The following is an 8360-nucleotide window of genomic DNA, read 5'->3' as shown; positions in this document are numbered from 1 at the left end:
AACCCACCTTTTGTCAAGAAGTACTCAGGAACACCGACAATCTTGATATGCACAAGCTCCCCGCTACATATGGGCGTGGAACTAGCTGTCCTAGCCTCCCAATGCCATTATCCGGTCTCGGTACTTGGGACATTTCTCCATTATCTCACCAAGAGCCTCAGGCCGTTTTTTCAGACAAGAATGGAACATAAGCTGGAGACCCTCATCGGCAAAAAGAAGGGAGTTAACTGAGGTGGTATTCCATGTCTTAGGCTCTGCATATGTTGCCATGACAGCATGAAGATCAACAGTAGGATTTTTTTGAGCAAATAAGTTTATTTGCTCAACCTCACCCTTGCTCCAATGCTTACGCTCAAGAATACACTGAAGAATGTGAGGCATTATTCCATCTGGCAAATCTTGCATGCACCCTTTTTCCAAGGCCAAATCTAATGCGCCATTAGCGTAATACCGCTGCTGCGCAGGTACGGAAGCATAGGCTGCTGTTTCTTCTGCCGTGCATGTTTGAATTCTCGTCATGTAGTACTCAAGCACTTTCTTCATGCCATCTTCTCCCGCACCTCCGTCAAACTCCCGTCCAATGAACCGCGCGTATGGCTCCATGCGAGTGAGAATATAATCAAAATCTTGCATACGCCTTGTTTCCAAGTCTTGTTTAGCCCACGTCACATCTGTCGATACCATACCGGCAGACCCATCATGCATTACGGTAAAAAAAGTATTCCAAGCATGACTCACCGTTTCATTCTCCATACCAGGGGCGTAGTGGCTCCCCGTTTCGTACAAGCAGTACGTATTATGCAAAGAGCTAACCTCATGTTGCCATTCTTTAAGAGCCTCAAAACAACAGAAGACCGAAGTGGCAAAATTCCGACACACCCCGTTCCCTTGCCAATCAGGATTATCCTTATTCTCTAATCCCTCAGCTAAGATATCGAGTACGTGCGACTTATCCGCGGGAGAGGCATGGTTGACGTTTTCATCCCCATTCTTACCCATGTAGGACCGATTATATTTAGTCAAACTGAGTACAATTTCATTAGAAAGCTCAATTGCCTGCCGAGGAGTTAACCTACGAATGTCAGTGATCCCTAACTGTTCGCCTAACTCCGGATTACTATGTGCCATGTACCCCCTAATAAAACGGAACAACGAGCGCTTCCATTCCTTGTCCTTAGTCGTTTCCCTAAAAGTTCCCGTGGCATTAAGGTTCATTTCATACTGCTCCCTCTGCGGTATGCCAATTCCCTTCTCGTCTCGATACATAACTCTCTGCAAGCTCTCGGGAATCTCGTAAACCTGGTCAGTGGGAGCCACATTTGGGTCGAACCCGTCAAATGCTGAGAAGGCGATGGAAGAGGTATCATCCAACCTAATATTGAGGAGCTCGCGGGTATTGAGACTTTCGCGTACCTCGACATTTTTTTCAAAGAACCGGCGCTTAGCCTCCTCCCAGCTTGTAAATCTCTCAAATACAGGGCGACCATTTTCGACCTCACCAGGATAGACAACCCTAAACTCACCTGGATATTTTTGAATCCGAAGTGTGGACAGGAAAGTAGGTTCCAGCTGACGGTATTCCCTGTACTCCTCCCACTTATCAAAAAATTTTGCTTCCTCCGCCGCAATTTGACGTGCAGCCGCAACATCTAGTGCCGCCCTATCTAATGCCTCCCTGGCTTCTTCAACGGTTGGGAATTCTAGCTGTGCCCAGCCATGAAATTGCCCATTTTCCCCCAAGAGAGCGGGGGACTCAACGTGAAACCATCCGCTTGAGAGAGGGGTAATCTGAAAAATACCCTCAGGAGTAGAGTGCTCTAGCGATGTCAGCTGATTATTTAGGGATGGAATTTCTTCCCTCATAGCCACAGCTCCCGCATTACACGTTGCACTACTTTGGCTATTTATCTTCGCCCTTTTAGTATAGTCGCTAAGCAGACAACAGGGAAAACCCTAGTAGTTACACACCCTTAGCTATAGAGAAAGTCCCACACTAATGGCCGATGTGCTGATGTACTAAGAATTGGCCAACACACTAATAGTTTCGTGTCACTATACAGAACGGCTTTTCACCAAGCTCACAAAGTCTTCCATAGACATAGGGTCGGTAGGCATATCGGCCATATCGGCGCGCCAGTTCACGGCAATGTGCCACTGGTCACCCGTACGGGCGTCAAGCTCTTTTTGGCCTATTACAATCTTGGCAGGCACCTTCATGACAGAGGCGTTGCGGATCTTCTTGCCAACACTTTCGTTGGAGATATCCACATCCGCCCTAATCCCCTGCTTGCGGAGGTTAGATGCTAATTCACAAACTGCATCGTTAAACTGTTCACTCACAGCAATGACCCGGACTTGTTCAGGTGCAATCCAGAGAGGGAAGTTTCCGGCTGTCTGCTCAATGAGAAAGGCTGTAAAGCGCTCATAGGAACCCAGGATGGCCCGGTGGATGATAATAGGATGCTGCTCGGCACCATGCTCATCGGTGTAGACAAGGCCCATGCGGCCAGGCACCAGAATATCTACCTGAGAGGTGGCAATAGTATCTTCTTTGCCTGTTACATTCTTAATCTGGACATCTAGTTTAGGGCCGTAGAAGGCAGCTTCACCCTCGGCCTCCACAAACGGGACGCCAAACTCTACCAAGGCCTGGCGTATAGCCTGGCTGGCATCTTCCCAACGCTGTTGGTCACCACCGTACTTGGTAGCCTTGTTTGTGAAGTCTGGAAGGGAGAGGCGGAACCAGTAGTCCGAAATTCCCACTTCCTCGTACACCTCTTTAAAGAGCTGGAGAACCTTGAGGAATTCTTCCTTGAGCTGCTCTGGCGTGCAGTAAATGTGGGAATCGTTCTGAGTGATAGGGCCACGGACACGGATGAGACCAGTAAGGGTGCCGGACAACTCGTTACGGTAAATGCCGCCCGCCTCAGCCAACTTCAGTGGCAGGTCCCGGTAACTGGTCACCAACTTCTCCATAATCATATGGTGGTGCGGGCAGTTCATGGGCTTAAGGTAGAACTTCTTCCCCTCTTCATCGGTCAAGGAGAACATGTCTTCGCTGTAGTACTGGGCGTGACCCGAGCGGATGTAGAGGTTCTCGTGCGCCATCACTGGAGTTGCTACATACTGGTACCCAAGCGCCTCTTCTTTCTTGCGCATGTACTCCTGAAGGAGGTACTTGATGGTCTCGCCACGCGGCAGCCACAGCGGGAGACCGGGACCCACTTCTTCAGAGATCATGTAGATACCAAGCTGCGGGCCAAGCACGCGGTGGTCGCGCTTCTTGGCTTCTTCCATCATTTGAATGTAATTGGAAAGCTCTTGCTCAGACTCGAAGGCCAACCCGTAGATACGCTGAAGCATGGGACGCTTTTCATCGCCACGCCAATAGGCACCGGAAACATGGGAGAGCTTAAAGCAGCCATCGGCGATCTCCTTGGTTGTGGCAATGTGCGGGCCTTTACAGAGATCGACAAAGTTACCTGAACGGTAAAAGGTGACTTCTGTCTCCCCGCCTGCAGCCAAGTCACGGATAAGCTCTTCTTTGTATGGCTGACCCGCTACCATAGCAAGCCCTTCCTCAATGCTATAAGACTTCACGGTGAATTCCACGTGCTCTTTTACCAGCCTTTCCATACGGGCCTGCAGGTCAGTCAGGTCTTCCGGTGTTACCGGGCGTGGCAAATCGAAGTCATAGTAAAAGCCATTGTCGATTGCTGGCCCAATGGCTAGTTTGGCTTCTGGGAAAACCTCGAGCACAGCCATCGCCAGAATATGCGAAAGCGAGTGACGGACTTTATGGAGCTGTTCAGGTGATACTTCGTTCATGGGAGTTGTGTGGTGAGCCTAGCGGGCAGGGATGCGGAATTTTTTAGCTAACGTACGGATTTTCTCGGTCACCTGGGCTGTTGTCTCTGGTTCCCGGAGGACTGAGGCAATGCAGTCGGCAAGCGTTTCCATTTCTGCCTCTTTCATTCCCCGCGTTGTCACTGCTGCCGTGCCAAACCGCAACCCCGAAGGATTGGCTGGTGGCTGGTCATCAAAAGGCAGGCTGTTCATATTACATACGATACCCACCTCCTCTAGGAGGAGTTGCGCCTCTTTGCCGCGGAGGGGGCCGGGGCGAAGGTCGAGCAAGAAAAGATGGGTATCCGTACCATCACCCACTAAGCGGAAACCTTGTTGCTGAAGGCGGATAGCCATGGCGCGTGCGTTTGAAACGGTCTGGCGGGCATACTCACGGAAAGAAGGATGGAGCGCTTCTTCCAATGCCAAAGCTTTGGCGGCAATGACGTGCATGTGGGGCCCACCTTGGGTACCAGGGAAAACCGCCCGGTCTATGGCCTTGGCAAATTCTTTCCGGCAGAGAATCATGCCACTCCTAGGACCGCGCAATGTTTTGTGGGTAGTGGTAGTAATAACATCTGCATGACCAAAGGGCGAAGGGTGTGCGCCACCGGCAACAAGCCCGGCAATATGGGCCATGTCTACCATGAGCCAGGCACCCACTTCCCGTGCAATGCGGGCAAAGGCCGGGAAATCGATAATAGCCGGGTAAGCGGTAGCGCCGCAGACTATAAGCTTGGGGCGGTGCTCACGTGCCAGTTGCAGAACCTCATCGTAATCAATGAGTTCCGTTTCCTGGTCTACCCCGTAGTGGACAAATTTGTAGAGACGGGAGGTGAGGCTAACATCGTGGCCATGGGTTAGGTGCCCACCATGGGAAAGGGACAGGGCAAGGACAGTATCGCCAATATCCAAGAGGGCAGCGTAGGCAGCGAGGTTTGCGCTGGAGCCTGCGTACGGTTGCACGTTTACGTGATAGTCCGTTTGGAACACTTCTTGGGCAAGCTCCTGACAGCGGGTCTCAATTTGGTCCATAACGCCGTTGCCCGCGTAGTAACGGCGGCCAGGGTAGCCCTCTGAATACTTGTTAGTAAGCACAGACCCCTGCGCCTCCATAACCGCTTTTGAAGCGTAGTTTTCTGAGGCAATAAGGGAAAGGCTGAGTGCCTGGCGCTCTTCTTCCTGTGCAATGAGTTCTTTGATGTCAGGCATTTACTACCTCCGCGGCGTTAAGGACGTTGTGAAGAAGCCACGCAACCGTCAGTGGACCAATTCCGCCTGTAGCAGGTGAAAGTGCACCTGCTATTTGGCTTACGGAATCAGTATGCACGTCTCCTGAACAATCGATAACGGTTGCGCCTTCTTTTACCCATAGGTAGGTAACCAGGTCGGGCTCACCCGTACCCGTAATGAGGATGTCTGCACTCTTGGTGATGTCCAAGATTTTTTCCGTGTGCTCATCAACGGCAACAGCGTCTATCCCTAGGGCTTGGAAAAATGCAGTAAGCGGCTGGCCAACCAACTTCCCATTACCCACCATAACTACGCGCTTGCCCATAGGGTCAATGTGGTAGTGATCCAAAAGGGAGACAACCGCCAATACCATGGGGGGAAGTGGGAGGGATTGCAACTTTTGCACATCTGCAATGCGTGCAGAAGTATAGGTAAGTGATTGCCAGTCACCCCGCAGGCCATCCACGTCTTTTTCGGCAGGAATGAGCTGAATAAGCCGTTGGGCGTTTACTGAACTAATGGAAGGAGGAAGTGGGAGTTGCAGGACTATGCCATGCACCTCTGGATCCATAGCCAAGAAACGAATGCTCTGCTCAATCTCCTCCACCGTAGCAGACTCTTCCAGGTGGTAGAGGGAGAAGATGATACCGTCTTCCTTGGCCCGTTTTTCCTTGGTAGCCACGTACTTCACACTCTCTGGGTTTTCACCCACCAAAACAACCGCCAGATGCGGTTCAATGCCACCGTCAATTAACGTCGCCGCCCGCTCACGATGGCGTGCGTGAATTTGATCGATAAATGGCTTACTAGAGAGTTCAGTCATATGTTTACCTTACCAGAATGGAACCCGTTGAGCTACCGAAAAGAGCAGGCATTTGCTCCTTTAAGGAAACCCATCCGTGAGTAGCACAAATGACATGGTCAAGAAGCTCTATTCCCACCTCTTCCCCCGCCCTAAAAACGCGCTTTGTCACGGCGCAGTCTGCGCTGCTTGGGCTAGGGTCGCCCGAGGGGTGGTTATGGGCCAAAATAAGGCTGTGCGCATTGTGGACAATTGCAGCACGAAAGATTTCCCGGGGGTGTAACACGCTTGCGGTGGAGGTCCCGATACTCACCACTTCCCTTCGGACCATCCGCCGCCTGACATCGAGGAAAAACACAACCAGGTGCTCTTGTGGCTCCAATAACAAATCCCTGCACGCCTCATACACTGCCTCGGGAGCCACCAGGACATCGGAAAGGTCACGCTGGTGAAGGAGTGGATAGAGTTGGAGCGCAGCCACCAAAGCAGAAGCTTTTGCCAAGCCCAAGCCATACACTTCTTGAAGTGCACTAAGGCGCGTTTCCCCTCCCCTTAACAAGGAAGCAACCTTTGTACTCAGCCCCGTCACCGAAGCACCCTTACTTCCCGTCCCAATAATAAGCGCCACCGCCTGCTCTAGGCTTAAGTAGCCCGGGCCTTTGTGCAGCAAATATTCACGTGCCTGATCTGGAATAAGCGTGGACATACTGCCACGCTACGCTGCGCCCCTTTTCTTTGTAAGGGTTGTCCTACTTGGACTATTGAAGAAAGTAATTGAGAACGTCTTGGTACTCTTCTTTTGAGCGTGCGCCTTCCACCATTACCGTTTTAGTACCTTCCTTAAGGAAAAATACCGTCGGGGTTAACCGTACGCCCAAAGACCGGCCAGATTCCAAATCTTCATCTACGCTTTTAGCATAACGGTTTTGCTCCATACAGAGAGTCAGCTTTGATCTGTCCAGATCAACTGACGCCCCCAGGTCAAGGTATTGACCTAGGTTGTAAGTTGTCCCAGAAGAGGTTGTCTCCGCGTATGTCTTGTCGATAAGCCTAATGCCTTTTTCCAACGACTGTTCGATGGCACAGTTCACAACCTCCGCCTCCATATGGGCGCTTGGGTGAATGGTGAGCGGAAAATGACGGAATACAATCTCTACGCTGTTACCGAACTCGGTGGTAATGGCAGGCAAAACGGTATGAAGCTTTTTGCAGAAAGGGCACTCAAGGTCTGTGTAAATGACCATCTTCACCTTGGACTCTTTTTTGCCTGAGTAGGAAATATCGGTTTTCCTCTCCCTTGGCACATCCTTGTCCACCTCTTGCGCCACCTCAGGGAGTTTGACCTGCTTTTCCCTCACTATATGCGGGTCCTGCGTGGTAACTGCAACGCTTTCGTCACGCACCGCTTTGATAAAGAAACCTATGGCACCCAACAGGAGTACGGCAATAATACAGACGAGGAGTAGGAGGTTTTTTCTTGTCATTGCCCCATCTTAGCGGGTCATAACAAAAAGAGCCACGCACTGGGTTGTGCGTGGCTGAGAAGGCATTCACCTTCTAGAGGACATGGTCCGCGAGGGTGAACCGCTTCATGGTCTTCAGGGTGATCAGCTCCATGGAGTTGATCTTGCTTGCCCACTTGGGGCCGCGGCTGACGACCAATCGGTAGGTTTTGGGAACGGTTGTTGCAGGCTCGAGCCGCTCGTACACCGTTACCTGGGCACCTTCGTTGTTGGTGTAGGTAAGCCGGATCATGGCGCCTTCCACGAGGTGTGGCACGCGCGCGATGGACCGGACGACGATCCCACGGTACTGAGGGTTCTCAGTGGTGGGTGCGTCGGGAAGCGCCTCGATGGTAGTCCATGTGGCACCGTAGCTTGTGAGAAATGCCTTGAAGTCTGCCGTAGCAGCCTTGGGGGCAGTCTCATCCAGCTTCTTGAAGGCCGCTTCATCGCTAGGGACAGTGAGTCCCGGAGATGCAGCGGGCGCGAAAGGCTGGGCACGGGACGTCTGACTGAACGACGCCGTGGCAAGAAAAGTGCACACAAGAAGTGCAAGCGAAATCCGTCCGAACTGCATGTTAATACCTCACTCAAACTATGCGCTGACAGTAGCAGATTTTGCTTGTATTGTCAATGCATTTTAGGGTGTGAGACAATAGATACGTATCTCTTAAAGTTGCCCCTCTTATGCCGCTACGTCGCCTCTTAGCCCCCATTGCAGTTTTCTTACTTGGCGTCATCACGTGCCTTCCAACAGGTGTACATGCTGCCGGCTTAGTTAAGTCTGGTGACAGCCCCGATAACCGCATCAGTATTCAGGAGATAACTGCCACTTACGAGAACGAGGGCATTTCAGGCACAACGCTCATCCAAAACGGCATGGACAGCTCAGTTGCCGGAGCCAGTATCCAGGTCACCATAGACCAGCAGCCGGATGGCAGCGCAACCCAGCGCGTGGCATCCAAAATCCTTCCCGA

The 8360-nt window shown here is 51.6% G+C and carries 8 protein-coding genes; 1 reads left to right on the top strand and 7 read right to left on the bottom strand.

What is annotated here, in order from left to right:
- Positions 1–90 precede the first annotated feature (90 nt).
- From VLA04_06130 to VLA04_06100, 7 genes are all read right to left on the bottom strand, one after another.
- Positions 91–1863, bottom strand: coding sequence for a hypothetical protein (locus tag VLA04_06130; protein HSI21235.1), 1773 nt, complete (start codon positions 1861–1863; stop codon positions 91–93).
- A 189-nt stretch (positions 1864–2052) separates the two neighbouring features.
- Positions 2053–3828 (bottom strand): threonine--tRNA ligase, encoded by a 1776-nt coding sequence (gene thrS / locus VLA04_06125; GenBank protein ID HSI21234.1) that lies wholly within the window; start codon positions 3826–3828, stop codon positions 2053–2055.
- Positions 3829–3846: 18 nt separating this feature from the next.
- On the bottom strand, positions 3847–5058 hold the full coding sequence (glyA, locus tag VLA04_06120) for a serine hydroxymethyltransferase (GenBank protein HSI21233.1): 1212 nt from the start codon (positions 5056–5058) through the stop codon (positions 3847–3849).
- On the bottom strand, positions 5051–5902 hold the full coding sequence (locus tag VLA04_06115; GenBank protein HSI21232.1) for a bifunctional 5,10-methylenetetrahydrofolate dehydrogenase/5,10-methenyltetrahydrofolate cyclohydrolase: 852 nt from the start codon (positions 5900–5902) through the stop codon (positions 5051–5053). The genes glyA and VLA04_06115 overlap by 8 nt, the downstream gene beginning before the upstream one ends.
- Positions 5903–5906: 4 nt before the next feature.
- Positions 5907–6587 (bottom strand): DNA repair protein RadC, encoded by a 681-nt coding sequence (radC, locus tag VLA04_06110; protein ID HSI21231.1) that lies wholly within the window; start codon positions 6585–6587, stop codon positions 5907–5909.
- Positions 6588–6639: 52 nt separating this feature from the next.
- Positions 6640–7365 carry a DsbA family protein gene (locus tag VLA04_06105; protein ID HSI21230.1) on the bottom strand — a complete coding sequence of 242 codons (726 nt, stop codon included), beginning with the start codon at positions 7363–7365 and terminating at the stop codon, positions 6640–6642.
- A gap of 73 nt (positions 7366–7438) precedes the next feature.
- Positions 7439–7960 (bottom strand): hypothetical protein, encoded by a 522-nt coding sequence (locus tag VLA04_06100; protein HSI21229.1) that lies wholly within the window; start codon positions 7958–7960, stop codon positions 7439–7441.
- A 110-nt stretch (positions 7961–8070) separates the two neighbouring features.
- Between VLA04_06100 and VLA04_06095 the strand changes: the two genes are divergently transcribed.
- The coding region (locus VLA04_06095) for a hypothetical protein (protein HSI21228.1) at positions 8071–8360 on the top strand (290 nt) is incomplete at its 3' end.

This window comes from Verrucomicrobiia bacterium, assembly GCA_035460805.1.
Classification (GTDB): Bacteria; Patescibacteriota; UBA1384; order CAILIB01; family CAILIB01; genus DATHWI01.
The sequence above is the reverse complement of the archived record's forward strand: the minus strand, read 5'-3'. Positions and strand labels throughout refer to the sequence as shown.